20 protein-coding genes are annotated in these 24,077 nt (G+C 35.4%); 6 read left to right on the top strand and 14 right to left on the bottom strand.

What is annotated here, in order from left to right; genetic code table 11:
• Positions 1-2 precede the first annotated feature (2 nt).
• From HM987_RS18445 to HM987_RS18435, 3 genes are read right to left on the bottom strand one after another with little or no spacing between them, the layout of a single operon-like run.
• Positions 3-1,685, bottom strand: coding sequence for a DUF6909 family protein (locus HM987_RS18445; RefSeq protein ID WP_179009466.1), 1,683 nt, complete (start codon positions 1,683-1,685; stop codon positions 3-5).
• A 33-nt stretch (positions 1,686-1,718) separates the two neighbouring features.
• Entirely contained in the window at positions 1,719-3,221 is a 1,503-nt protein-coding gene (locus HM987_RS18440) for a GH3 auxin-responsive promoter family protein (RefSeq protein ID WP_179009465.1), read from the bottom strand.
• Complete coding sequence (locus tag HM987_RS18435) at positions 3,221-4,090, bottom strand: M23 family metallopeptidase (RefSeq protein ID WP_179009464.1); 870 nt, start codon at positions 4,088-4,090, stop codon at positions 3,221-3,223. Before HM987_RS18435 ends, HM987_RS18440 begins: the two co-directional genes overlap by 1 nt.
• A gap of 115 nt (positions 4,091-4,205) precedes the next feature.
• Between HM987_RS18435 and HM987_RS18430 the strand changes: the two genes are divergently transcribed.
• The gene (locus HM987_RS18430; RefSeq protein WP_179009463.1) at positions 4,206-4,391 is read left to right on the top strand and encodes a Sec-independent protein translocase subunit TatA/TatB; all 186 of its coding nucleotides are present in this window, start codon (positions 4,206-4,208) and stop codon (positions 4,389-4,391) included.
• 50 nt (positions 4,392-4,441) lie between these two features.
• Here HM987_RS18430 and HM987_RS18425 read toward each other — a convergent pair whose 3' ends face one another.
• The 3 genes from HM987_RS18425 to HM987_RS18415 form a co-directional block, all read right to left on the bottom strand.
• Entirely contained in the window at positions 4,442-5,419 is a 978-nt protein-coding gene (locus tag HM987_RS18425) for a DUF4837 family protein (RefSeq protein ID WP_179009462.1), read from the bottom strand.
• A 23-nt stretch (positions 5,420-5,442) separates the two neighbouring features.
• Positions 5,443-7,002, bottom strand: a complete 1,560-nt coding sequence (locus HM987_RS18420) for a LysM peptidoglycan-binding domain-containing protein (RefSeq protein WP_179009461.1) — start codon at positions 7,000-7,002, stop codon at positions 5,443-5,445.
• Between the two features lie 75 nt (positions 7,003-7,077).
• Positions 7,078-8,265: a phosphoglycerate kinase gene (locus tag HM987_RS18415; RefSeq protein WP_179009460.1), complete on the bottom strand. Its 1,188-nt coding sequence runs from the start codon at positions 8,263-8,265 to the stop codon at positions 7,078-7,080.
• Positions 8,266-8,470: 205 nt separating this feature from the next.
• Here HM987_RS18415 and HM987_RS18410 point away from each other — a divergent pair, with 205 nt between their 5' ends.
• A complete protein-coding gene (locus HM987_RS18410; RefSeq protein ID WP_179009459.1) occupies positions 8,471-9,631 on the top strand; it encodes a DNA polymerase III subunit in 1,161 nt (386 codons plus the stop codon).
• 31 nt (positions 9,632-9,662) lie between these two features.
• On the opposite strand, the gene HM987_RS18405 is transcribed toward HM987_RS18410, so the two are convergent.
• From HM987_RS18405 to HM987_RS18380, 6 genes are all read right to left on the bottom strand, one after another.
• On the bottom strand, positions 9,663-10,226 hold the full coding sequence (locus HM987_RS18405) for an OmpH family outer membrane protein (RefSeq protein ID WP_179009458.1): 564 nt from the start codon (positions 10,224-10,226) through the stop codon (positions 9,663-9,665).
• A 210-nt stretch (positions 10,227-10,436) separates the two neighbouring features.
• Positions 10,437-11,297, bottom strand: a complete 861-nt coding sequence (locus HM987_RS18400) for a class I SAM-dependent methyltransferase (RefSeq protein WP_229724513.1) — start codon at positions 11,295-11,297, stop codon at positions 10,437-10,439.
• Positions 11,298-11,323: 26 nt separating this feature from the next.
• Positions 11,324-11,674, bottom strand: coding sequence for a VOC family protein (locus HM987_RS18395; RefSeq protein WP_179009457.1), 351 nt, complete (start codon positions 11,672-11,674; stop codon positions 11,324-11,326).
• 287 nt (positions 11,675-11,961) lie between these two features.
• On the bottom strand, positions 11,962-13,833 hold the full coding sequence (mnmG, locus tag HM987_RS18390) for a tRNA uridine-5-carboxymethylaminomethyl(34) synthesis enzyme MnmG (protein WP_179009456.1): 1,872 nt from the start codon (positions 13,831-13,833) through the stop codon (positions 11,962-11,964).
• 140 nt (positions 13,834-13,973) lie between these two features.
• The gene (ybeY, locus tag HM987_RS18385; RefSeq protein ID WP_179009455.1) at positions 13,974-14,387 is read right to left on the bottom strand and encodes an rRNA maturation RNase YbeY; all 414 of its coding nucleotides are present in this window, start codon (positions 14,385-14,387) and stop codon (positions 13,974-13,976) included.
• Positions 14,380-18,000: a DUF4175 family protein gene (locus tag HM987_RS18380; RefSeq protein ID WP_179009454.1), complete on the bottom strand. Its 3,621-nt coding sequence runs from the start codon at positions 17,998-18,000 to the stop codon at positions 14,380-14,382. Before HM987_RS18380 ends, ybeY begins: the two co-directional genes overlap by 8 nt.
• A 554-nt stretch (positions 18,001-18,554) precedes the next feature.
• On the opposite strand from HM987_RS18380, the gene gltX reads away from it, so the two are divergent.
• From gltX to HM987_RS18360, 4 genes are all read left to right on the top strand, one after another.
• Positions 18,555-20,087 (top strand): glutamate--tRNA ligase, encoded by a 1,533-nt coding sequence (gene gltX / locus HM987_RS18375; RefSeq protein ID WP_179010158.1) that lies wholly within the window; start codon positions 18,555-18,557, stop codon positions 20,085-20,087.
• 213 nt (positions 20,088-20,300) lie between these two features.
• Positions 20,301-21,164 carry an SGNH/GDSL hydrolase family protein gene (locus tag HM987_RS18370; RefSeq protein ID WP_179009453.1) on the top strand — a complete coding sequence of 288 codons (864 nt, stop codon included), beginning with the start codon at positions 20,301-20,303 and terminating at the stop codon, positions 21,162-21,164.
• A gap of 581 nt (positions 21,165-21,745) precedes the next feature.
• Positions 21,746-22,678, top strand: a complete 933-nt coding sequence (locus tag HM987_RS18365) for an SPFH domain-containing protein (RefSeq protein ID WP_179009452.1) — start codon at positions 21,746-21,748, stop codon at positions 22,676-22,678.
• Entirely contained in the window at positions 22,671-23,192 is a 522-nt protein-coding gene (locus HM987_RS18360; RefSeq protein ID WP_179009451.1) for a hypothetical protein, read from the top strand. Before HM987_RS18365 ends, HM987_RS18360 begins: the two co-directional genes overlap by 8 nt.
• Before the next feature lie 81 nt (positions 23,193-23,273).
• Here the strand turns inward: HM987_RS18360 and HM987_RS18355 are convergent, their stop codons facing one another.
• Entirely contained in the window at positions 23,274-23,765 is a 492-nt protein-coding gene (locus HM987_RS18355; protein ID WP_179009450.1) for a DUF1761 domain-containing protein, read from the bottom strand.
• 96 nt (positions 23,766-23,861) lie between these two features.
• The gene (locus HM987_RS18350; RefSeq protein ID WP_218846949.1) at positions 23,862-24,074 is read right to left on the bottom strand and encodes a hypothetical protein; all 213 of its coding nucleotides are present in this window, start codon (positions 24,072-24,074) and stop codon (positions 23,862-23,864) included.
• Positions 24,075-24,077 lie beyond the last annotated feature (3 nt).

Below are 24,077 nucleotides of genomic sequence, written 5' to 3'. Positions count from 1 at the left end.
AATTATGAATTAAATATTTGTTCTAAAATCTTTTTTGTAATGATGTATGTTGGTTTTACTCCAGAGGTTCCTAAACCACCAGAGGCTAAGGTGCTTCCTGTTTCTAGAGGATTATCACTTGCATAATACGCATATCTTACTTTTACATCTTCATTAATACTACTTCTTACTTTGGATGCCGCTTGTACAGCTTTTTGGTAGTGTGCGCCTTCCATCTCTAAACCAATAACATTCCATGTTGAGTTCTTAAAGAATTTCAATATTTCCTTATTTTGAAGTGAGGTTCCTAAAACAGTAACCATAGTACCTTCATATACAGAAACACCACAATCCAATAAATCGTTTTTACTCAGTTCGTTTTTAAATGGATAGTTGTCAGCTGTCCCTTCAAAAATATGTGCGTTTGGAATCATTATGTCCCCTTTTCCGCCTTCTAAAATACCTGCTTTTCCCATTATGGAAATGGATTTCACATCTAAGTGAACATCTTTCCCATCAACTTCGATAGGCTTTAATAATTCGTCTAAAGTTTCATAAGCTTGTTCACCAAACGCATAATCCATAACAAAAATAACAGCTTTGTTCTCTTTAGTTTTTTCTAGGTACTTAAATTCGGAATTAGAAAAATTAATTTTATCCGTATCAAAAATCTGAATATCTATATTCGTTCCAGAACTGTCTTTAATAAGAATCATCCCATTTTGCAACGCTGATTTTTCCACTTTATTGCGTAACGCTGAATTTTTGGAATCACTTAAAGCTTCGTAAGTCTGAAAAATATCTTTTTTAGCATCCGCTCCCTTGAGTGTTCCCTTAGCAAACAAAGAGTTCATAACACTATGCATATTGGCACTTATGATGTGGATTGGTCGTTCTAAAAGTCCATTTTTATGTAAAGCAGATTTAATCGTTTCTGCCCAAGCTTCGCCATGGATGTGATGCCCTAAGCGTTCCCTTAAAACAGGACTAAATGTAATTGTACGCTTGTTATTATTTATCGTTTCCTCAATGGCTAATTTCCCCAACCAATACACAATGTGCAATAAGCGTTCTGGTTGACTGTCAGTAGCAAATTTTGGATACGCTTCGGTCAATTCATTAAACGTTCTTCCTAAGATATTTGCCGTATGTGTAATAGCTATTTCACGCTCTTTCTGCGTCAGTTTTTTTGTTGAAGTTACCGCATTTTCTAACTTCTGCCAATCCCTTACCGTCGTCCCTTCTTCATCAATAATAACACGTTTACTTATTTTATGCGACTCAACAAAAATAAATGTAAGATGGGTTAAAATATCGTAAATCTCAGAGCGACCTCTTGTGATTTCAATATTCATTTGCTCATCATCTATGCGATAGCAATTACGTCTTCTTTTTGGTGGAATGATAGCCTTAAAATGCGAATTAGCATAACCTTCGTCACTGGTAAGATTTATAAACGTACATTCTTCAATGCCTTGTGGCAAACGGTCCACTACATATAATAAACCTTCCAATTCTGCCTTTTCTTCTCCAATAGAACCATAGATTTCTGGGCGAAGCAGTAACAAGGCTTCACGTAGTGTCTCTCCGGAAACTCCCATGGGTTTATAAAATCCACGATTAAAAAGATGGCGCATAGTAATGTACATGCGTTCTATAGCACTAGAGCTTTCTTGCGCTCTTGTTCTTTCGTGTTTTTTCTTCATTTACTTATGCTGTTTTAACGGACAAATATAGGTTTATTTAGTTAAATTGAGCTGAAGCATTTGGTCCGCAATTTTTCTATCATTTGATAGTCTTGGAATTTTGTTTTGTCCACCTAATTTTCCGATGGATTTCATGTAAGTTTGAAAACCATCCTTTTTGATTTTTGTGATTTTTAAAGGTCTTAAAACTTTACCGTCAATTAAATCTAAGTAATAGGAATTTTGTTGTTTTAAGGATCGTTCCAAGGCTTCAATTAATTCTGCGTCGTCTTCGGGTTCTTTTTCAAATTCAATTAACCACTCGTGATATGGTAGGCCTTGCTCTGGGTTTATTTGAGGGGCGACCGTAAATTCATTGACAGAAATCGAGGTGTTCTCAGTAGCTTCTTTTAAGGCTTGTTCAACTTCTTTCCCAATAACATGTTCGCCAAAAGCTGAAATAAAATGTTTTATTCTTCCGCTTACAATCACTCTAAAAGGTTTCAGTGATGTAAACTGAATGGTGTCGCCAACATTATATGCCCAAAGTCCTGCTGTGGTAGAAATAATCATCACATAATTTACGCCTAACTTTACATCCGCAATTGTGATTCGTTTGGGGTTATCCTCGAAAAAATGTTCTGCCTCTACAAACTCATAAAAAATACCAGAATTCAACTGAAGTAACATCCCTTTCTCATTCTGTTTATCTTGGAACGCAAAAAACCCCTCACTTGCCGGATACAATTCTATACTGTCGACTTTTCTGCCAATTAAATTCTCGAATTTGGCTCTATAAGGTTCATAATTTACACCGCCGAAAATAAAAAGATTGAAGTTTTTAAAAAGGTCTCCAACAGGCTTTCCCGACTTTTCTATCAGTTTTTCAAAATACATCTGTACCCAAGAAGGAATCCCAGAAATTATGGTCATGTCCTCGTTTATGGTTTCATCCACAATGGCATCAACTTTAGTTTCCCAATCTTCAATGCAATTTGTTTCTAAGCTTGGCATTCTATTTTTTTGAAGATATTTAGGAACAAAATGGGCTACAATTCCGGATAATCTTCCAAGCTTTATACCATTCTTCTCTTCTAAAATTGGACTCCCTTGAAGAAAAATCATTTTACCATCCACAAATTTTGAATTTCCTGTTTCGTGGATATACATTAAAATAGCATTTCTTGCCGCTTCAACATGAGTTGGCATGCTTTCTTTGGTAATGGGAATATATTTTGCGCCAGAGGTGGTGCCAGACGTTTTTGCGAAATAAGTCGGTTTGCCTTTCCAAAGCACATCTTTTTCGCCAGCAACCACACGTTCTACATAAGGCTTTAAATCTTCGTAATCCCTTATGGGAACATTATTTTGAAACGCTTCAAAAGTTGAAATTGAACTAAAATTATGGTCTTTGCCAAATGCAGTATGTTTAGCTTCAGCAATTAAATTTTCAAAAACTTTTTGTTGGGTTTCAATGGGTTTGGATGCCCATTTATGGATTCGCTTAGCCACATATTTGGCAAAAGGTTTAGAAAGTGCGGCTTTAAATGATGGCATTATTCAAAATTGATAAAATTAGTTGGATCCACAGAATAGCCCTTGCTCCATAATTCAAAATGAAGGTGTGGTCCAGTAGTTAATTCTCCTGCATTTCCTGACATGGCAATGACTTCACCCGATTTTACCAAATCACCTTGGGATTTTGTAATAGCCGAATTATGTTTATAAACTGAAATCAATTCCCGATTATGTTCTATAATGACCACATAACCAGTTTCAACAGTCCATTCGGCGAAAATAACCGTACCATCAGCTGTTGCCTTTACAGGTGTGTTTTCTGGTACAACGACATCTACGGCAAAATGTTTATCCTCTAGATTGTAACCTTCGGAAATGTTACCATTCACTGGTGGGAACAACACGTAATTAGATTGGTCTCCAGACACTTCAAACAAATTGTATTTATCTTCCTTTGCCACTTTTAACCTTAATAAAGAATCCTCTCGGTTGGTTGGTACCTGCAAAATATCAAGGTCCATTTTTGAGGCTGCTAAAATAGAATCTCGATTGAACTCCAAATTCGTCACATCTCCTGTAAGCACTTTTCTTATTGAGGCATAATAACGTTTGTTTAATTCCAGCTCTTGCACTAAGGAATCCGTTTTATAATTAAGCATGGTGGCTTTCTTTTTCAATTTTGCTGAAGAATATCCTGGAATGTATTCCCTTAATGGCGTAAAAGCAATTAATAAAACCGTAAAGAACACTAGTGAAATAGCAGAAATTGACGACAATATAAACACGTTTAGTCGTGTTAGTTTAATAGCAAAACGCTCTTCAAAAGTATCTTCGTTTAGAATGACCAAACGGTATTTATGAAGCAGTTTTTTAGCTAATTTTTTTTCTTTTTTTTTCTTTTTTGCCATCAAAACAAAATTAGTCAAATTACTTAAATAGTATTATGATAAACTCTTAAAACTTCATTAAACAACACTATTATTAAACTATAATTACGTAACTTAGCGGTCTAAATTGAATATTATGATAACTAGCAGTATATTTTTAGCTATAGGCCCTTGGCAAATTGTTCTTATAGTAGTTGCTATTTTGTTGCTTTTTGGTGGTAAAAAAATTCCTGAATTAATGAGAGGATTGGGCAGCGGAATTAAGGAATTTAAAGACGCAAGCAAAGAGGAAACAGCAGACGACACTAAAGAGAAAAAATAAACTCTTTTGGAAGACATAAAAAAAGCCAACTTTTAAAGTTGGCTTTTTTGTTACTTTATTTCTATCGATTTTATCATCGACTCCAATTCAAAAATATAATCTCGCTTTTCTAAAGATGGTGCATAGACATAACCATCAGCTACCAAATAGCGATTGTTTATCTTATCCTCAATCGCATAGGTTATAAACGGCCCAGCCATAGTGAAACCATTCATTTCCCACATGCCTCTTACTTCGTAAGCAGGTTTGTTATCTATAATTGTGGTAAACATTGACGGTGTATAAGCATCTTCAACAGACATATAAATGCCATCTTCACCAGGTATTTTAGTTTTGGTAATATTATCACGCATTTTTACTATATCCACAATGGTACTATCACCTTGAGAAAGGGTTTCCAATGGCACTTCGTACAGCATTAACTCTATAGTTTTATTGTTTTTTAGATTTTTACGAATCCAGAAAAAATCGTCATCTGCTTTGCTAATTCGGTAAGCCGAAGGAATATCTATGGTTATTCCCAATGCCTTTTCCATCTCCTCATCTGCCAATAAAGACAAATTGATACGTCTTAACTTCTCTTTGACTTCTTCTTTATTAAAAGCATCTATGATTTTATCTCGGTTTTCCTTGAGCTGTGTTATAATTTCTTGATCAGTTTTTCCTCCTACAACAACAACAGTTTGCGGTTTCGCAAAAGCGTTATTTACCACTTTTACAGTGGCATCCACACCTTTCTCTATTTTGAGTACAATTCTACTTCTTGCGGCAAAACCATCGAAAACTTGTGTTGGAATTTGTTTCATGTTAAACATGGGCTCTTCAGTTGGCAAGCCGTTTAATGGTGCTGCAAAAATATTTCGAATATTTTCTCCTACATTTCCTTCCCACAATATGTTATCGGCAACAACAGAAATGGTATTTAGATTACCATTGGATGCCGGTAAATAGGTTTGGTTATCTTCTTTCTTAGACTCACCACAGGCTAAGAATAGTACACAAAATAATACCGAATAAAAAGCTCTCATAAGTTTGTTTTTTGTTGGTTTAACTATTTAGAAACAATTAAGGTCATTCCTATTTTGAGTTTATTACTACTAATATCGTTCCAATCTTTAATATTTTGAACAGAAACTCCGGAAAATTTTTGTGAAATCGTCCATAGTGAATCGCCTTCCCTTACTTTATAAGTTTGTTTTCCTTCGGTATTTACGACTTTTTTTACGGGTTTCGATTTGCTTGAAGCCACATGATTTCGAGGAAAAATAGTTAAGCGTTGCCCAATTTTAAGATTGTTACTTCTTAAGCCATTCCATTGCTTTAACTGGCTGACCCTTACGCCAAATTTTCTGGCAATTTTACCCAAATAATCGCCACTCTGAACGCGATATCTAATTTTAGTATCATCATTTACGACCTCTGGTAATGGTTTTTCTCTAGCCTTAAATTCGGCATCAGCAAACGCATAGATTTTCTCTTCATTGGTTACAAAAGTCCCAATAGCTTCACGAGGTAATCTCAAAGGGTACACTTTGCCTTCGACTTTCGGGATAATATCGAGTTTATAAGCTGGATTTAAAAATTGTAATTCTTCAATTTTAATACCAGTGGCTTCTGAAACATGACCTAATGAAATCATTTGTTTCACATGAACAGTATCGGTTTGTATCAATTGAAATTCTGGTCGTTCGGGTTTAAAACCGTGTTCTTCTGCATATTCGAAAATATACATGGTGGCTAAAAATGCTGGTACATAACCTGCGGTTTCCCTTGGTAAATTCTGACGGATATTCCAATAGTTCTTGGAACCGCCCGAACGTCTAATCGCTTTATTTACATTACCTGGACCGGAATTATAAGCGGCCAATGCCAAATCCCAATCGTTAAAAATGTTATACATTCTGCCCAAATAGCCAGCAGCAGCGGTTGTGGATTTTATGGGATCACTACGATCATCTACATAACTACTAACATCCAAATCATGCTCTTTTCCTGTACCATACATAAATTGCCAAATACCTGTGGCACCAACACGAGAGCGTGCTCTTGGTTTTAAAGCGGATTCCACAATCGCCAAATATTTCATCTCTAATGGAATATTATGAATGTCGAATTCTTGCTCAAACATGGGGAAATAGAAATGACTCAATCCCATGAGTTTTTCTATAGATGTTCTTCTGTGTTTTAAATAGCCCTTAATTACACTTTCTAAGGACGAATTATATTCCACATTAAATGGTGTTCTCGCATTGAGACGTGCCAATCTGGCTTTTAAGGTATCTGTAGAAAGTTCTGGATAATCCACCGGTTCGTATTCAAGCTCAGTAACCGATTTATAAATGGTATCAAACAATGAATTGCTGTATAATTCTTCCAACCACTTTTTATCGAGTTCTGCGACTTCAGGTAAATCTTTAAGATTTCTCACTCCTGTTGTATCCGCTTCTGACTCAATCTTCTTTCCTTTTGAAAAAAGTTTTCCATCTATGACCGCCGCATTTTTTGGTACAACTTCAGAAGGCTTCTTTGCAATGCTATCCGTTTTAGATTGGGAAAACCCACTAAAAACAGACAGACAGAGAAAAGCCAATAAAAACGTTTTTAATGTCATGGTTACAGAAATTATTCCTAAATGTTTTACGTAATGCAAACGTTGGAATCGCTAAAAATAGTATTTTTTTTATAATTAGCTCATAATCGCCGCAATACCTGGTAAGGTCTTACCTTCCAGACTTTCCAGCATAGCGCCTCCACCCGTACTGACGTAGCTTACCTTATCTTCAAAACCAAATTGTTTTACGGCAGCAACAGAATCGCCTCCGCCAACTAAAGAAAATGCGCCATTCTTGGTCGCTTTTGCAATTGAGTTTCCTAAAGCAATAGTGCCTTTATCAAAGCTTTCCATTTCAAAAACACCTAAAGGACCATTCCATAGAATAGTATTGCTTTTGTTAACGACATCATCAAAAATTTCCCTAGATTTCGGGCCAGCATCTAAACCTTGCCACCCATCAGGAATTTCAGTAACATCACAAACTTTAGTATTTGCGGTATTACTAAATGCATCTGCAGCAATCACATCTACAGGTAAGTGAATTTGTACGCCTTTTGCTTTGGCTTGTTTTAAAATATCTAAGGCTAGTTCCATTTTATCGTCTTCACAAATGGAATCTCCGATCTTTCCACCTTGTGCTTTTACGAATGTAAATGTCATTCCACCTCCAATAATCAAATGGTCCACTTTGTCTAGAATGTTCTCGATAACCGTGATTTTTGAAGATACTTTTGCGCCTCCTAGAACGGCCAAAACTGGTTTTTCGCCATCTTCCAATACCTTTTTGATACTTTCGATTTCTTGAGCTAATAGATTCCCAAAGCATTTTGCATCTGGGAAAAATTCCGCCACAATGGTTGTTGAGGCATGTGCCCTATGTGCTGTTCCAAACGCATCATTCACATAGATATCTCCTAATTTAGATAACTGTTTTGCAAACTCCTTATCCCCTTTGGTTTCTTCGTCGTGGAAACGTAAATTTTCTAGCAATAAAATTTCTCCAGGTTGCAAAGCATTGGCTTTTTCTTCGGCTTCTGCACCAACACAATCACTTGCAAATTTTACTTCAACACCTAATACATCTTCAATTTTTGGAATAATGTGTTTTAAGGAAAATTCATCCTGAATACCTTTTGGGCGACCTAAATGTGACATAAGAACGCAACTCCCTCCGTCTTCCAAAATTTTAATGATGGTCGGTTTTGCTGAAACTATCCTTGTGGCATCGGTAACTTCGAAATTATCGTTTAATGGTACATTAAAATCTACTCTAATTAGTGCTTTTTTATCTTGAAAGTTGAAATCGTTTAAGGTTTTCATGAGAATTTTATAAGGTGTGAATACTATTATTTTGAATTACAAATATAAAGATTAACCTGTTAAAAAATAGACTTAAAGGACTACATTTTAGTAATAGACATCCATTGTTTACGATAACCTTTTCGCTTATCTTCTTTTTCTCATTTTAGGTTTAACTTTAAAAAAAATTAATTTCAGATTCATAAAAATAACATAGTTTTGCGACATGCAATTTTCAGACGTTTTAGGTCAAAAACACATTAAAAATCATCTTACTACAAGCGTTGATGCTGGCAGAATTGCGCATGCACAATTATTTGTTGGTCCGGAAGGATCTGGAACCTTACCAATGGCTTTGGCTTACGCTCAATATATTTTGTGCAGCAATACCAATGGCGAAAACCAAGGCGGAAACGATTCCTGTAATATAAAATTCAAGAATTTTTCACATCCCGATTTGCATTTTGCTTTTCCTGTTACCACGAGCGATAAAGTAAAAAGTAAACCCGTGTCGAGTTTTTATCTTGAAGAATGGCGAGAACTTTTGAAGCAGCAACCTTACGGCAACCTTTTTGATTGGTACAAAATGCTTGGCGTGGATAATAAACAAGGGCAAATTGGTGTAGATGAAGCATTGCAAATTGTGAAATCGCTAACACTTAAATCTTATGAAGGTGGCTACAAAGTAATGCTGATTTGGATGGCGGAAAAAATGAACACAGCAAGTGCCAACAAACTGCTGAAACTTATTGAAGAGCCACCAGAAAAAACCATTTTTATTCTTATTGCTGAAGATGAAGAGCAAATTATTAATACGATTCGTTCGCGCTGTCAGATTTTACATTTTCCGCCTTTAGCTGAAGAAGCTATTGCTGAAGCTTTAGTTAAAAATTACCATATTGAGCAAGCGGTTGCCACTAAAATTGCACATCAGTCCAACGGGAATTACAACAAAGCTTGTGATTTAATTTATCAGGATAGTGAAGATATTCAATTTGAAAAGTGGTTTGTTATTTGGATTCGTTCGGCATTTAAAGCCAAAGGCAATAAAGCGGCTGTTCACGATTTAATTTCTTGGTCTGAGGAAATTGCCAAGACAGGACGTGAAACGCAGAAGAAATTTCTAGCGTTTTGTTTGAATTATTTCAGACAAGCCTTACTGCTCAATTATAAAGCTGATGAATTGGTCTATTTAGAACCAAAATCAGACGATTTTAAACTAGAAAAATTTGCACCTTTTGTTCATGATTCTAATATTATGGAAATTTCAGAAGAGCTTCAGGATGCTATTTATCATATTGAGCGCAATGGGAACTCTAAAATTATTCTCACGGATTTATCTATAAAACTGACGCGTTTATTACATAAAAAAAGCCAAGCTTCTTAGGCTCGGCTTTATCGTCTAACAAATTGTTATTTTATTTTTCTTCAGTCGCTTCTTCTGCTGTTTCTTCTTCAGTTTTAGCTTCCTTTCCGTTATAAGATTCGTTAATGGCTTCAATGACATTTTCTGTAATATCTTTGGCTTCGTCACCATATACAACACTTCCTGCTTGGTTTTTTCCAAGAATAAACGTATAACCGTTCTTCTTGCCGTAACCTTCCACAAATTTGTTCATTTTCGAAATTACAGAATCCATTTCCGTACTGAACATTTGTTCCATTTGTTGTTGTTGCATTTGCATTTGTTGCTGAACAGGTTGCCATTTTTGTGAAAAGGCTTGGGATTCTTCCTGTTGTTTCTGTGGCGACATTGTAGCTAAACGTTGTTGTATAGATTGCATTTCCATTTGATATGTTCTAGCAATACTGTCACGTTGCTTTGAAAAGTTTTCATTTTGGGTTTTAAACTTGTCCTCAATGTCAATTTTCATTTGATAATCATTAATCACTTTTCCATTATCAATAAATGCGATTTTTTCTTGTTCTTGGCAAGATGCTGCAAAAACCAAAACAGCTAAACTTAAAATTATTTTCTTCATTGTATTTTCTATTAATTTTGTGCAAATGTATAAAAGTTAGGTTGTGTTTTCCCAAAATATTTAAGTATTCATGTTTTCTATTGACATTATAGAGTCGTATTAATATATCCTATGGAAAATGAAGCTAAATAAAGCGATTTAAGGACAATTCTAATTTTTTCCGTGCATTTCCTTCTTAGTAAGGCTAATTTGAGACGAAACGCATTCTAATCAAGAATTAGCGTTCTTTAAGACATAAATGTGCGAAGAATACTCTTTTGAACGTTTCGCTTTACGATTAGACTGCCATCCTATCCAAAATGCCTTCATAGGATTCATACTTCCAGATTTATATTTTTCTGAAAGCAAACAGACATAATAGGCATCAAATTTCATGGGCAAAGTATTGACCAATGTCATATTTTCTTTTTTGAATAATTCTGAAATCGAAGTTTTAGAAAAATGCCAAAGATGTCTGGGAACATCATAAGCTGCCCAAAAGTTTTTATAATATTCCGCATCGTAACTTTTATAATTAGGAACCGCAATCACTAAAGTGCCGTTTGGTTTTAAAAGTTTTTTGAATATTTCAGTATGCATTTCCAAATTCGGCAAATGTTCCAACACATGCCAAAGCGTAATGACGTCAAAACTGTGAGGTTTTAGTTTTGATAATTCTTCGGATTCAAAAACGGCATTGTTGGTTTTTGAATTGGCAATTCGCCGTGCACTTTCATTGGGTTCTATTCCTATTATTTTCCAATTAGCCTTTAAAGCTGTTTCTAAAAAATCGCCCGTTCCGCATCCCATATCTAAAAGTGTCTTTGATTCTGATTCAAAAGAATTGATCAATTTCAATTTTCGAGTTAAAGAAATTTCTCTCACTTTATGGTAGGCAAATTCTAGCAGGTTTCGCTTCGTATCGGTATGCGAAATGTAGTCTTCACTTTTGTAGTAATCCGATAATTTTTCTTCTTCGGGTTGTGGATATGTTTCGAGCATATCGAGTTCCTTGTTGTGTAATAATTGGAACTGCTCTTTGGAAACGGAATGGTCTTTGAGGGTTAGGTATGTTGATTTTTTATTTGCCACGAATACACAAATGATTAATTCTACTATTACTTTTTATTTTTTAATTCAATTTTTCGTCCATCAGAATCTTGTAAAATTGCAATTTCGCCCCATTCAGTTTTACTTATTTCAGATATGATTTTCCAGTCGGAATTTTCAATATTCCTAAGGGTCAATTCCAGATTCCCAACCTCAATTCCGAGTCTTATAGAATTGTCTGCTTCCTTCATCGATTTAGACAAAGGATAAATTTCAAATACAAATCCTTCCTTTTCACTTGCGTAATGTAATGATCCATTTCCGTGTTGATGATAATTAAATTGAAATCCTATTTTTTCATATTGAATTTTTAACTTATCAGGATTTGATGTTCTGATTACAAGTAGATTTATTTTCATATTGAAACAATTGTTTCTCGAGGAACATATTTTTTTTATTTCAAATAACACCCCTAAAGTCCCCTCTAGGGGACAATTTACGGATTCACATAAGGATAAATCAATTGCAGTATTCTTTTAAAACAATCATTTAAACCGTAAACCAGTACGCTACATTTGGTTATTCGGATGGTCCCCTTGAGTCCCGATAGCTATTGGGATTAGGGGTGTTTTAAAATGCATTGTCATAATTGTTTCACGTGGAACATTCGTTTATTTATTCACGAGGTTCCTGCTTTCGCAGGAATTTAACGTCCCAAATAAACCAACAACACAGAAATATCATTCGGATTTACACCACTGATTCTAGACGCCTGAGAGATAGTTACAGGTTGAATCTTACTCAATTTTTGCCGTGCCTCAATACTCATGGATTTCAGTTTCGAATAATCAAAATCCAGAGGAATCTTTAAATTTTCAAGCCTATTCAATTTATCAGCATTGTTCTTTTCCTTTTCTATATATCCAGAATATTTGACTTGTATTTCTGTTTGCTCGATAACTTCGGTGTCTAAATCATGTTCTTGAATATAAGATGCAACAGCATCAAATTTTCGTACATCCTCAATCGTAATATTTGGTCTCGCATACAACTTAAACATTTTGTCTTGTTGTTTTACAGGTGCTGAATTCTTTAATTCCAGCACAGGATTTGCCTCTTCAGGCGTCACACTGGTATCTCTGAAAAATTGAACAAAGGCCTCAGATTTAGATTCCTTTTCCTCCATGCGTCTCAACCGTTTTTCAGATGCTAATCCCAATTTATAACCTTTCGGTGTCAACCTAAAGTCAGCGTTATCTTGTCTTAAAAGTGTTCTATACTCCGCACGAGATGTAAACATTCTATAAGGTTCTTCAGTTCCCTTAGTAATCAAATCATCGATTAAAACACCGATATAAGCTTCATCTCTTTGCAACGTAAACGCATCCTTCTCCTGAACTTTCAGACTGGCATTTATTCCAGCCATTAGGCCTTGAGACGCTGCCTCTTCATAACCGGTTGTTCCATTTATTTGTCCAGCGAAATACAGCCCTTCAACGAGCTTAGTTTCTAGGGTATGTTTTAACTGTGTTGGTGGAAAATAATCATATTCAATAGCATAACCTGGTCTGAAGAATTTCACATTTTCGAAGCCAACGACTGAACGTAATGCTTTAAATTGAACATCTTCAGGTAACGATGTGGAAAATCCATTGATGTAATACTCACAGGTATTCCAACCTTCGGGCTCTACGAATAATTGATGCCTATCTTTATCCGCAAATCGATTTATCTTATCTTCAATAGATGGGCAATAACGCGGTCCCACACTTTTAATTCTTCCATTAAACATTGGCGAACGGTCGAAACCTTCACGCAACAAATCATGAACTAATTCACTCGTGTAAGACATATGACAAGACCGTTGTTCTTTTAATGGTTTTGTAGTATCTAAATAAGAAAACTTTTCAGGAAATTCATCTCCTGGCTGTTCTATCATTTTGGAAAAATCCAAAGAACGACCATCCACTCTTGGTGGTGTTCCGGTTTTCATTCTGCCCGATTCAAAACCTAAATTTACGAGTTGTTCCGTGATTCCAGTTGCTGCTCTTTCACCAGCTCTTCCACCACCGAAATTTTTATCACCTATATGGATTAATCCATTAAGAAAAGTTCCGTTAGTAAGCACGACACTTTTGCCTTTCACTTCAACGCCTAGGGATGTTTTAACACCCACTACTTTACCATCTTCAACTAAAAGTCCTGAAACCATCTCCTGATAAAAATCGAGATTCTCGGTGCCTTCCAAAAGCAAACGCCAGTCTTCAGCAAAACGCATTCTATCGGATTGCACTCTTGGACTCCACATCGCAGGACCTTTAGATTTATTAAGCATCTTAAACTGAATCGCCGAAGTATCAGAAACAATACCGCTATAGCCGCCTAGCGCATCAATCTCTCTTACTATTTGCCCTTTGGCAATTCCTCCCATAGCTGGATTGCACGACATTTGGGCAATATTTTGAAGGTTCATCGTAATTAACAACGTCTTACTTCCCATATTCGCAGCGGCAGCAGCAGCTTCACTTCCTGCATGGCCAGCTCCTACAACTATAACATCATAAACATCATTAAACATATAGCAATTCTTTTTGTTCCACGTGGAACAATTATACTCCTTAGAAATAAGGAATATTTTTTATTAAACAAATTTGAGAAAACTAACTATCCCTTTTAACAAAGAATTTTTCAGCCCGCGAATATACAACGAAATCATAACTATAAATTTCGTTTAGCTAAATAGTAATCTTCTTTTGAACGCATCAACTTTACCTCATCTTCAGATTTGTCCTTATAACCACAATAGTGCAAAATACCATGAATTATAACTCTTGTCATTTCATTTTCAAAAGACACCTCAAAATCAGACGCATTTTCCTTTACTCTATCTACAGAAATATAAATCTCGCCATGTAGTTCCTTTCCTACTGAATAGTCAAAGCTAATAATATCTGTTAAAGTATCATGATTTAGGAAATCAACATTCAATTGGTGTAAATAATCGTCTGAACAGAAGATGTAATCTATATCTCCAACTTTGCACTTTTCTTCTAAAATCGTTTTGGTAATCCAATCGGAAATATCCGTTTCCTCTCTTAAACAAAAATCAGTTTCGTAATTAAAATTAATCATTAGCCTTTTTAAAATACTCTTGAATCTTCTTCTTAAAATGATTCTGCAAAGGTAAGGCCTGACGATTTAAAATTTCAGTCGTATTAAAATATTGTTTTGCAGTTAGAATCTGACTTGGGTTCTTCTGGTTAAATTCCTCCTTATTGGTTTCTGATTTCCGATTAGTGTCTTGACCTTGCATAAACGTTGCATTTTCCAACTTTAACAACTGATGCTGCAGATCCATCATTTTTTGAAGTGTTTGATTGGTAAAACCCGTATTTAACAAGTCTAATTCAATATCTTCCATTTGTTTGATCAATTCACCCGCAGATTCAATCTTTCCTTCTTTTGCCAATCGATCTTCCAAAGCTTGACGTAACTGCTGCTGTTGTTGGTAAATCTTGAATAATTTACCATTCTGTTCTTCACTTCCGCCTTCGCCATAACCGTCGTTCTTTTCTCCTTCGCCATTGCCATCAGATCCATCACCACTATTTTTACCGCTTTTACCATTCTTTCCGTCTTTTCCTTCTCCATTATCACCTTCTCCCCCATCACCTTCTTTTTGGCCGCCTTGATTGCCTTCACCCTTTTGCTCTCCATTTTCGCCAGACTTTCCGCCTTCGCCACCTTTTCCTTGTTGTTCGCCACTTTGGCCCTTCTCACCACTTTTACCGCTTTCGCCCTCTTTTCCATCCTTACCTTGCTCGCCTGGTTTATCTCCTTCGCCTTCTTTTCCCTCTTCTCCAGGCTTCTCACCTTCATTTCCTTCTTCTCCCTTTTTTCCTTCCTCTTGTTTTTTAACGCCCTCTTCCATTTCCTTGTTCAACTCTTCTTGGGATTTAATAATATCCGGTAATTGCGAATCGCCTTCCCCTTGACCAGGCGACGGGTTCATTGACATTTCCATATTATCTAAAACATCACTTAAAAAACTCGCCAATTCATTGGTTGATGTTACAGCATATTGTTGTGCACCGACACCTTGATATAATCTGTTTTCAGAAAGTTGTTCTAGGGCTTTGTCGATGTTAAAATAGACCTCAGTAATTTGGGAATTGACCTTTTCAGAAATTTTTGGTTGCCTTAAGGATAAGGCAAATAAACTATCGTCAATATGTTCAAAATGTTCTCTTAAATTACTTTGCTCAATGATATACTTTCCGTAATTGTTATTATTGATGCCGATGCTTTCAAATGTCTCCATAAGACCCTCTTGATCAAATGAATAGAGTAACAAATTCTCTAGTATTTGACGTAAGGCATCAATGTCTTCAGACATTTGGTCGCCACCACCGCCGCCTCCTGCTGCCATTTTCATCATCTCGCTCATTTGCTTTAGCTTCTTAGCGGCCTTTTTTTGATTTTCCTTCGCTTTATTTTGTTGCTCCTGGGCTTCTTTAGGTTGCGTTTTAGACTCGCTCTCTTCTTTCTTTTCTAGTGCTTCTTTCGCTTCTTTTTGATCGAACTTTATTTCATCCTCCAAAAATTCATCCCTAGCAATTTTCATTGGTTTTTGAAGTTGCCTGTCCTCGCGTTTCAACTCTTCAACATCTTTTTGAAGTTGATCAAAATCATTATTCAACTTTTCCTGCGCTTCTTTGGTGTTTTCTTTGTCCTTTTCTGCTAATTTTTCCTGTTCTTCAGCTAATTTTTCTAATTCGCTGGAGACTTTTTCTGCTTTCTTCATCACATAAAACCGCTTGGTCAGTTCCAAAAGCTGTTTCATGCTGCGTTTCTTATTCTTATTTTGTTTAGCTAATTCTTCAAGTTTTTGAGTGAATTCCTCTTTATTGATTTTATCCTTTAACTCTTCCAGTTCTTTTAAAAGTTCTTCATCTTTCTTGAGTTGTTCTTCATTTTCTTTTAAACGCTCTTTTAAGTCCTCTTTAAATTGATCATCTTTCTTTTCGTCTTGTTGATATTCCTCCAAATTATCCTGAAGCTTTTTGTTGAAATTTTTCATCAATTGCTCCTGATTTTTCTGACGTTTTAAGAACTCCTCAAATTTCTTCTTGTCATTAAAATTGAGGCTTTCTTTTTCCTTTTGCGTTTTTGATAATTCTTCGAGCTTTTTATCTTGCTCTTGAAGCTTATCAAACGTTTTACTGATGTCTTTTATGGTTTCGTTTTGCTCATTGAGTTGTTTCTGTTCTTCTTCATCTTTGGTTAATTTTCGGTAATTAAAAACAGAACTTTTGGTGCGTTTGTAATTGTGAATGGCATCGTTGTCAAACACTTCAAAATAAAGTTGGTAACTAAGCCCTTCTTCCAAATTAAATTGATTGGGAAAGGCACTGACAAACTCACTGAAATTTGATTTTGAAATACTAATGGGCTCAACCACCTTTTTGGATTCATCCTCAGCCGGATAATACACCAATTGCAGCTTAGTTAACCCGTAGTCATCGCTCGCTTGTCCATAGAAATAAAGGCTTTGCTGATCTATTGAGTCTTTTTGAACCTTAATATTCAGCTCTGGATAAATATCTTTGACAACGTTGATATTGTATGCTAAATTTTCGTAATCCTTTAGGTCGTTATTACTAGTTGTAATGCTGTAATTATAGTTTTTGTAGAGTCGTTTTGACGCTTCAAAATTGCCCTTCTCACTTGCTTGAAAACTTAAAGTATCTTCGGCATAAATATGCACTCCTGTAGTTGATTTTGTTTTGGCTTTCCAGGTCACATTCGTACCTTCAGGAATGACAGCAGAACCTGTACTCTTCAAAACCTCATCTTGCTTTTTAGTGTGAGCAGGATAGTCTAAAACCATTTCAAAATTTACAAGGTTTGGTGTATTGACCACATTTAATTTATAAGGTTTTGAAGTCACATCATTCGCAGAGAGGGTAAATTCTACAGCTTCTTTAGGTAAACTAAAGGTGTATTGAAATTCGCCGGCTGCAACTTGCTGTAAAAAGTAAGATTGACCGTTGAATTTGATTTGGGCGTTTTCGGGAATAACATTTCCAACGGTTGATACTTTTAATTTAAAGTCTTTATTCTCAATGGCCTGCAAGGGTTGGTTCAATACAAAAAACTGAAAAGGTGCAGGTGGTTCGTAAGCCGTTTTATAATTTACGACGCGTTCGTAACTATCACTAAACCAATTAATTTTTCCTGTTAAAAAGGATAATAGTAGAATAGCAACCGGAATCGCTGCATACTTTAGATATTTGGTATTCGATTTGAAATTTATGGCCGATTTAAAAGGTATAGGCTGCAATTCTTGCGATTTCTGCTCTATACTAGCAATTAATAAGTCCGATTGCTGTTGGTTTTTGTTGAGTTGAAGCACATTCAGCAATTTATCATTGACTTCTGGAAAATGATTGCCGATTAATTTGGAGGCGGTTTCAAAATTGATGCCTTTTCGCAATTTGAACAAATGAGCCAATGGAATGGCTATGAATTTTACGAATAATGCCAATTCTACGGCAATAAAAGTCCAGAATAATAGGGTTCTGGCTGTTGGATTGAGCCATAAGACGTATTCTACGAATAATGTGATAATAAGGTACAGTAAACCAATGGCGAAAAATAGGATGGCTCCTTTTAGTAGTTCATTGGTGTAATACCTTTTAATGAACTGTTCTAATTTTTGTTTTATGGTATTGAAATTGCTCATTTAATATTTTTTTCTTTTTCTCTGTTCATTTTGCCATGATGCAAAACGAACCAAAAAATCTAAACGATTTGTTAGGAAATTGCAAGCAACATTCGCTGATACATTAAAAATTCTATTTCCTTATATTATCTAATGTTCCGATCCTAAATTTCATAAATTAACTCTATTTATGGCTCATTATTTCTGAAAATCGTTGAGTCCGACTTTGTCGGAACTTTGGTACTTTACAATCTCTTGGTTTTCGTTTTATGATAATGTAACTTTAATTATAATTTTTTTAACCTTGCTTACTCTTGGGTTTCATTGTTTACATCTCAAAGCTAATACATCAGTCCTCACTCATCACTCACAACTTACTAACTGCCTAATCTACAATTTTATTTTATATCGAATTATTAAAAAGTGATAAGATTCTGTTAATACCGCGCGATTTGATGTTAAAGGTATAGCAAAAAACTTAACGCTTCATGCTTCCAACTTCGAAGCTATAATTTTATCTTTGTACGAGATTCTGAAATAAATTCAGGATGACAAACTATTTCTATTATTCAGTTATGTCTAAAAAAGTACGTGTGCGTTTTGCACCAAGTCCAACAGGACCCTTACATATTGGTGGTGTAAGAACCGCTTTATTCAACTATTTATTTGCCAAGAAACATGGTGGCGATTTTGTACTCCGAATTGAGGATACAGACCAAAACCGTTATGTAGAAGGTGCCGAAGCTTACATTGTTGAAGCATTAAATTGGTGCGGTATCTCCTTTGATGAAGGCCCACATCTGAATGCGCTCAGTGCAGGCAATAAGAACGAAAAATTCGGGCCTTACAGACAAAGCGAACGCAAAGATTTATATAAACAATATGCGGACGAATTAATTGCCAATGGAAACGCCTATTATGCTTTTGATACGGCTGAGCAATTGGATGGTCACAGAAAAGGCCACGAAGCCGAAGGCAAAACCTTCATATATAACTGGCATAACCGTGAAAAAGGCCGTTTAATTAATTCTTTAGTTTTAACTGAGGCGGAAACGAAAGCTAAAATTGAAGCTGGTGAGGATTATGTGATTCGTTTTAAATCGCCTCAAGATGAAACCTTGCATCTTACGGATACTATTCGTGGCCATATGACGATTGATACCAATATATTGGATGACAAAGTTCTTTTTAAAAGCGATGGTATGCCAACCTATCATTTGGCGAATATTGTAGATGACCATCTAATGGAAATCACGCATGTGATTCGTGGTGAAGAATGGTTACCATCTTTAGCCTTACATCAATTATTATATGATGCCTTTGGTTGGGAAGCACCTGAATTTGCCCATTTACCGTTGATTTTAAAACCAACAGGAAAAGGCAAGTTAAGTAAGCGCGATGGCGACAAAATGGGCTTTCCTGTTTTTCCATTAGAATATAGCGCTCCAGATGGCACTATTTCTAAAGGCTATAAAGAAGAAGGTTATTTTCCTGAAGCTGTTGTCAATTTCTTAGCGTTTTTAGGTTGGAATCCTGGAACGGAACAAGAAATATTCAGCTTAGAAGAATTGGTTGCGGATTTTGATTTAGCACGCGTAAATAAAGCTGGTGCACGCTTTGATCCGGATAAAACGAAGTGGTTCAATCATCATTATATGCAACAACAGCTAGATTTGGATTTGGCTGAACAATTTAAAGCGATTCGACCAGAATTGGCGGAAATTGATATCAATTATATCGCTCTAGTGGTCGGGTTAATAAAGGAACGTGCCACATTTGTTCAGGATTTTTGGGAATTGAGCCATTTCTTTTTTACAGCGCCAACATCTTATGACGAAAAAGCAACTAAAAAAGCATTAAAGGATGAAACTCCAGCACTTCTCCAAGAAGTGATTAACATTGTTACAAGAACTAAGGAATTTACGGTTCAGAATTTACAAGCTAAAATCAAAGGTTGGATCACAGAAAACGATATTGGTTTTGGTAAAGTAATGATGCCTTTGCGTTTGGCGTTGGTCGGTGCTTTACAAGGACCTGATGTGTTTGATATTATGTTTATGATTGGAAAGGCCGAAACGATTAAGCGTATTGAGACGCTAATTAAATAGGTTTAATGTATCTACAAACACCTTTCGGGTTTTATAAGAACTGAGCGAAGTCGCAGTCAAAACGTGAAAAGTCTGAAAATCATAAACATGAAATTGTATTTTTTCATTTTAGTATTTAGTCTAAGCTTTTGCACTTCCTGTAAAAGTGAAAAAAAATCGGAATCAGTTTTAGCAACTAAAGAACTGCCTTTACACAATAAAAGGGTATTGATTTTGGGGAATAGTATCACCCAACATGGTGATTATGTGGACTTTATAGAATATTATTTAAGGACACACTATCCTGATAATCAATTAGATATTATCAGTATTGGTTTATCTGGTGAAACTATTTCCGGAACTTCGGAATCTGGTCGGGATTTTCCAAGACCAAATGTGAGAAAACGGTTAGACAGCGCATTGCACATGATAAGCCCAGAGGTTGTTTTGGCGTGCTATGGTATGAATGATGGAAATTACAACCCATTGGACAGTCTGAGGTTTGAAGCCTACAAAAAGGGTGTTTTAGAATTGAAAAGCAAGGTTGAAACGCATGGTGGTCAACTTATTTTGATGACTCCTACGGTTTTTGATCCAAATCCCATTGAAAATCGAGTGTCGAAAGCGGGCGAAACACATGAATATTGGCATCCTTATTTTAAATATAATGATGTTTTAATTGCTTATTCCGATTGGTTATTGAGTTTAGAAACAGAAGCCGTTAAAGTTGTGGATTTACACCATTATCTAGATTCTGTTTTGACAAATATGAAGCTCATAAAATCGGATTCCACGTTCGTTCCAGATGGTGTTCATCCCAATAAAATTGGACACTTCTATATGGCTCAAAAGATTTTAAAGGATTTATATCCTGAAATTTCCACTAAAAATCCAGTTTTGGAAATTGAACATTTAAAAGAAGATTCACTTTATAAGTTAATACGTAAACGACGTGAATTACGCTCTGAAGGTTGGCGAAATTATGTTGGATATACTAAAAATGGAGAAACCGTAAAATCTGATGCTATTTCTTCAGTTAAAGCGGAAGTGGAACTGTTGGATGATGCCATTATGAAATTATACTCTCAATCTAATTAGAATTTAAATTTATTTATTCTATATGTTCATTTTGTCTTGATACAAAACGAACCAATCCCGATAGCTATCGGGACAAAACGATTTGTTAGGAAATTACTAAAGCACCATTCGCCGATACATTTATATTTTTATGTCTTTACAATAATAATTTTCCAATCCTAAATTTTGTAAATCAACTCTATTTATTGCTCATTATTTCTGAAAATCGTTGCTTCGACGCTGTCGAAATTTAGGTGTTGAGTTCTAACTTTCTTTTGGTTTTCATGATATAATATCAAGTTCTTCAGTCTCAACTTTTTCTTAGTGAGACTCTTTGAAAACTCTGAATCTTTGAGTTTGGTTATTTGCCCGAAAATTCTATATAAATCTGTAATTTCGATACTTCGAAAGCGTCATTATATCTTACTTACTATCGACAATTTTATGAGCTAAATTCCATTTAATTAAAATTCAGATAATTATTTGGTAAGACTAACTATTCATCATTGAGGTTCATTTTTCAATTCATTTTCACTTTTCAATTATCTCATTAAAATAACCTACTTTTAGTATTTCTTATTTTCAAACTTAAAAAACACGTTATGGGTAATTTTATCTTAATTCCGATTATATTTTTAGGATTAATCATTTTAGCTTCATCCTTTTTTTTAGTAAAACAACAAACCGCAGCAATTATAGAGCGTTTCGGTAAATTTCAAAGCATTAGACATTCTGGCTTGCAAATGAAAATCCCTTTAGTAGATAAGGTTGCAGGTCGTTTGAGTTTAAAAATTCAACAATTGGATGTTATCATAGAAACCAAAACATTAGATGATGTATTCGTAAAATTAAAAGTTTCTGTGCAGTATAAAGTGGTTACAGAACGTGTTTATGATGCCTTTTATAAATTAGATTATCCGCATGAACAAATTACAAGTTATGTCTTTGATGTGGTACGCGCCGAAGTACCAAAAATGAAATTAGATGATGTTTTTGTCAAAAAAGATGATATTGCCTTAGCCGTAAAAGCAGAATTAAACGATGCCATGATGGATTATGGATTTGATATTATTAGAACTTTAGTTACTGATATTGATCCAGATCCTCAAGTAAAAATAGCTATGAATCGCATAAATGCGGCAGATAGAGAAAAAACCGCTGCACAATATGAAGGTGATGCGCAACGCATATTAATTGTGGAAAAAGCAAAAGCAGAAGCCGAAAGTAAGCGTTTACAAGGTCAAGGTATTGCAGATCAACGACGCGAAATTGCTCGTGGCTTGGAAGAATCCGTGGATGTTTTAAATAGAGTTGGTATTAACTCGCAAGAAGCCTCTGCTCTTATTGTTGTTACCCAACATTACGATACCTTACAGGCTATTGGACAAGAAACCAATAGTAATTTGATATTATTACCTAATTCGCCACAAGCGGGAAGTCAGATGCTCAACGATATGGTCGCTAGTTTTACAGCAAGTAACCAGATTGGTGAAGCTATGAAGGCTCAAAAAAATAAAAAAAAGGAAGATGAATAGAGTAAAAAAAATAGTGTTTTTGGTCATTATAGCAATAAGCACCAATCTATTTTCCCAAACCAAAGCCGATGCCCTAAAAGATGCCAAAATAGCGTCTAACGCCACGTTAAACATGGATTTTGAAACGGTTCTTAAGCATACGCTTCCTTCCATTTTGGAAATGATGGGTGGAAAAGATGCTGCCTTAAACGTCTTAAAGCAAACTTTTAATGGTATGAAAGCTCAAGGCTTTGTGTTTGAAAAAGCCGATATCAATGGTGTTTCAGAAATTGTAAAAGAACAAGGTCAGTTTCGCTGTGTCATTGAAGGTTTTAATCAGATGGTGATGTCTGGTCAACGCATTTCCTCTAAAAGCTATCTTTTAGGGATATACAATGAGGTTGATAAATACTGGTGGTTTCTTGAAGCCAAACAACTTAAGAATACAGTTTTATCTGAAAAAGTACTGCCCAATTTTGAAACTCAGCTCGATATTCCTGAAGATGATATGAAGCTTGAACCTATAGAAGATTAGATTAACGTATTTCTCATAAAAAAACCTCTAAAATTAGCTTTTCGAGGTTTTTGTTTTGATATAATAGCTACAGATTTTATATTACATACCACAAAGAATACTTCCCATGACGGTCATAGTCACGATCCAATAACCAGCATTTACAAAAATATATTTGGCGCTCTTACGTTCAAAAAGTGCAATAGTCCCAATAATTGGAAGCGCTCCAAATACTCCGAATAAGACACCATGCAGCGCTCCATGCTTGTAAGTTCTAAACGCATTGCCATACTCCGCCATAAAGGCGTCAAAGGAAGTATTCTTCACAAGTTCTGGATCGCCTCCAATCATTCCAAAAGCGCCCCATTGATGGTTTGTAAAATGCATTAATAAGGTGCTTAACATAACAGCAAAAAGTAAGGCTAAGCCAAAAATAACAGCAATGTTACCGCTTTTCATGCGTTCTTCGGTCATTCCTGCGGCTCGCATCCAAGTGATGCCAAATCCGAATTTTGGATTGTACCATAATGCTCCAATAAATAAAGCTGCAACAGCTGCTATCGGAATTGCGATTGGGTTAATTGGAAATTCCATAAGGTTTAGTATTTAAGTTGGTTAATAAGAATTAAATGTACAAAAAAACCTCAGAATTAATAATTCTGAGGTTTTTATTGAACACAAGATAAAAGATCAGTGACCTTCTTCTTTGTATTTATCTCGCATTTCTTTGAGCTGGTCCAAATAATTCTTTAAATCCTCTTCATCTAAACTTGCACTATTATTTGAACCCGAAGGCAAAGTACTTCTAGTTTCGTCTAAGTACTTTTGAAGTTCAGGATAATTATCTTCAATATCCCTTGTAATTGTGGAAATTTCTGTAAGTATTTTTTGTGCTTCATTCATAAT

The organism is Winogradskyella forsetii, from assembly GCF_013394595.1.
Taxonomy (GTDB): domain Bacteria; phylum Bacteroidota; class Bacteroidia; order Flavobacteriales; family Flavobacteriaceae; genus Winogradskyella; species Winogradskyella forsetii.
Note: the sequence above shows the minus strand (reverse complement) of the source record. Positions and strands in the feature narration are given on the sequence as shown.

Coding starts and splice junctions, on each gene's coding strand:
- mnmG (WP_179009456.1), bottom strand. CDS start 13,833: ATGTTTAATGATGTTTATGATGTTATAGTTGTAGGAGCTGGCCATGCA.
- HM987_RS18425 (WP_179009462.1), bottom strand. CDS start 5,419: ATGAGAGCTTTTTATTCGGTATTATTTTGTGTACTATTCTTAGCCTGT.
- HM987_RS18355 (WP_179009450.1), bottom strand. CDS start 23,765: ATGGAATTTCCAATTAACCCAATCGCAATTCCGATAGCAGCTGTTGCA.
- HM987_RS18420 (WP_179009461.1), bottom strand. CDS start 7,002: ATGACATTAAAAACGTTTTTATTGGCTTTTCTCTGTCTGTCTGTTTTT.
- HM987_RS18395 (WP_179009457.1), bottom strand. CDS start 11,674: ATGAAAATAAATCTACTTGTAATCAGAACATCAAATCCTGATAAGTTA.
- HM987_RS18440 (WP_179009465.1), bottom strand. CDS start 3,221: ATGCCATCATTTAAAGCCGCACTTTCTAAACCTTTTGCCAAATATGTG.
- HM987_RS18360 (WP_179009451.1), top strand. CDS start 22,671: ATGAATAGAGTAAAAAAAATAGTGTTTTTGGTCATTATAGCAATAAGC.
- HM987_RS18350 (WP_218846949.1), bottom strand. CDS start 24,074: ATGAATGAAGCACAAAAAATACTTACAGAAATTTCCACAATTACAAGG.
- HM987_RS18365 (WP_179009452.1), top strand. CDS start 21,746: ATGGGTAATTTTATCTTAATTCCGATTATATTTTTAGGATTAATCATT.
- HM987_RS18405 (WP_179009458.1), bottom strand. CDS start 10,226: ATGAAGAAAATAATTTTAAGTTTAGCTGTTTTGGTTTTTGCAGCATCT.
- HM987_RS18415 (WP_179009460.1), bottom strand. CDS start 8,265: ATGAAAACCTTAAACGATTTCAACTTTCAAGATAAAAAAGCACTAATT.
- HM987_RS18435 (WP_179009464.1), bottom strand. CDS start 4,090: ATGGCAAAAAAGAAAAAAAAAGAAAAAAAATTAGCTAAAAAACTGCTT.
- ybeY (WP_179009455.1), bottom strand. CDS start 14,387: ATGATTAATTTTAATTACGAAACTGATTTTTGTTTAAGAGAGGAAACG.
- HM987_RS18430 (WP_179009463.1), top strand. CDS start 4,206: ATGATAACTAGCAGTATATTTTTAGCTATAGGCCCTTGGCAAATTGTT.
- HM987_RS18380 (WP_179009454.1), bottom strand. CDS start 18,000: ATGAGCAATTTCAATACCATAAAACAAAAATTAGAACAGTTCATTAAA.
- HM987_RS18445 (WP_179009466.1), bottom strand. CDS start 1,685: ATGAAGAAAAAACACGAAAGAACAAGAGCGCAAGAAAGCTCTAGTGCT.
- gltX (WP_179010158.1), top strand. CDS start 18,555: ATGTCTAAAAAAGTACGTGTGCGTTTTGCACCAAGTCCAACAGGACCC.
- HM987_RS18410 (WP_179009459.1), top strand. CDS start 8,471: ATGCAATTTTCAGACGTTTTAGGTCAAAAACACATTAAAAATCATCTT.